Here is a 337-nt window from a genome sequence, read left to right as displayed (position 1 = left end):
TTTTTCTTCAGCTTCGCGCTGTGCTTTCTCTTGTGCTTCGCGCTGGGCTTTTTCTTCTGCTTCGCGATGCGCCTTTTCTTCCGCTTCACGCTGAGCTTGCTCATCCGCTTGCGCTTTTTCAACGGCGTCACGGTTCACATAAGTGCGTTTTTTTGCGGACTTCGATGGCTACTGATTTACTTTTGCCACCTGTACCAGGAACACTTAACGTACTGCGCACTTTGCGCTGTAACGTTAATTTTTCTGGTTGGCTGGTTGATACGTCTTTATCACGATTCAACCAAGCCAGTAAGGTTTCTTTCTCTTTTTGGGAGACAGAATCAGAGACGGTCTTCTT

1 pseudogene is annotated in these 337 nt (G+C 47.2%); it reads right to left on the bottom strand.

Annotated features, from left to right (window positions below):
• Positions 1 to 337 (bottom strand): annotated as a pseudogene (locus tag BHE89_RS23090) (IF-2-associated domain-containing protein); the annotation flags it as partial.

Source organism: Shigella sp. FC1967, from assembly GCF_001743005.1.
In the GTDB taxonomy this organism is placed as follows: Bacteria; Pseudomonadota; Gammaproteobacteria; order Enterobacterales; family Enterobacteriaceae; genus Proteus.
Note: the sequence above shows the minus strand (reverse complement) of the source record. Positions and strands in the feature narration are given on the sequence as shown.